The sequence below is a fragment of the Streptomyces sp. NPDC000348 genome (assembly GCF_042898795.1).
GTDB lineage: Bacteria > Actinomycetota > Actinomycetes > Streptomycetales > Streptomycetaceae > Streptomyces.
Map to the genome: position 1 here is coordinate 1 of NZ_JBIAZD010000058.1, position 1,116 is coordinate 1,116.

The window sequence follows — 1,116 nt, forward strand, 5'->3', positions numbered from 1 at the left end:
CCCCGCCGTACCCCCCGCACATCGGGGGGGGGGTGGGGGGGGTTTGGGGGGGGGGGGGGGGCGGGCCCGGCCCCCCCCACGCCCTTGTCCGCCCCTGCCCATCCCCTCCCCCTCCCCCACCTCCGACCCCCAAGGAATCCGTTGTCGTGACGCACGAGAGCCACGCCGACTTCGCCGAGTTCGCCACCGTGGCCTGGCCCCGCTTGGTGCGTACGGCTCACATGCTCACCGGCGACTTCCACGAGGCCGAGGACCTCGTGCAGACCACGCTGGCCAAGATGTACGCGCGGTGGCGGAAGATCCCGCGTCACGAGGTCGACACCTACATACGCCGGGCTCTGGTCAACAACAACATCAGCCGGGTGCGCAAGAAACGCCTGACCCACTTGCTCATGCCGTTTCTGCCCGAGTCGGTGCACCGGACGCACGGCGGGCACGCCGAGGCCGTCGAGCAGAGCGCCGTTCTCGTGGAGGCCCTCTCGGTCCTGTCCGCCCGCCAGCGTGCCGTCATGGTGCTGCGCTACTGGGAGGACATGAGCGAGCAGGAGATCGCCACAGCGCTGAACTGCTCCGTCGGCACGGTCAAGACGCACGCCCGGCGCGGCCTGGAGGCGCTGCGCGCCCATCCCCTGCTCACCTTCCACCTCGTCGACCAGCGAACGGAGCGCTGATGTCCTGGACTTCCCCGCCCTCCCCGCAGCCTCGGCACGAGAGCGAACGGCTGCATGACGCGTTCGGTGAGGTGGCCGCCGGCCTCACGCCTTCTCCTGTGCCACTGGCCGCCATCGAACGGGCGGGCCGTGCCCGACGGCGCCGACGCACCGCCGGGATGGTGATCGGCTGCGGCCTGCTCCTGGTCCCGCTGACCGCCGTCACGGTCCGCGCCGTCCTCACGGAACACAGCCCGCCGGAGCGGAACGAGGCCGCGGCGCACCCGACGCCGCCGGACACGTCGGACGCGGCCGGGTCGGTGCGGGTGGTGGCACCGGGTGAGCGCGTCCGGGCCGGGGCGGGTGTCGAACTGTGGCTGACGGAGGAGGGCAGGCACTGGTCGACACCGGAGACGGACCACCAGTTCCGGAGCGTGGTCGACGGCAACATCGACCTGCGCAGCCC

General features: G+C 72.2%; 1 protein-coding gene and 1 pseudogene. Both read left to right on the forward strand.

The features are described from left to right. Nucleotides 1–146: 146 nt before the first annotated feature. Nucleotides 147–671, forward strand: coding sequence for a SigE family RNA polymerase sigma factor (locus tag ACFY3N_RS36670; RefSeq protein ID WP_390821099.1), 525 nt, complete (start codon nucleotides 147–149; stop codon nucleotides 669–671). Continuing rightward, a pseudogene (locus tag ACFY3N_RS36675) lies at nucleotides 671–1,116 on the forward strand (hypothetical protein); the annotation flags it as partial. The gene ACFY3N_RS36670 and the pseudogene ACFY3N_RS36675, both read left to right, overlap by 1 nt.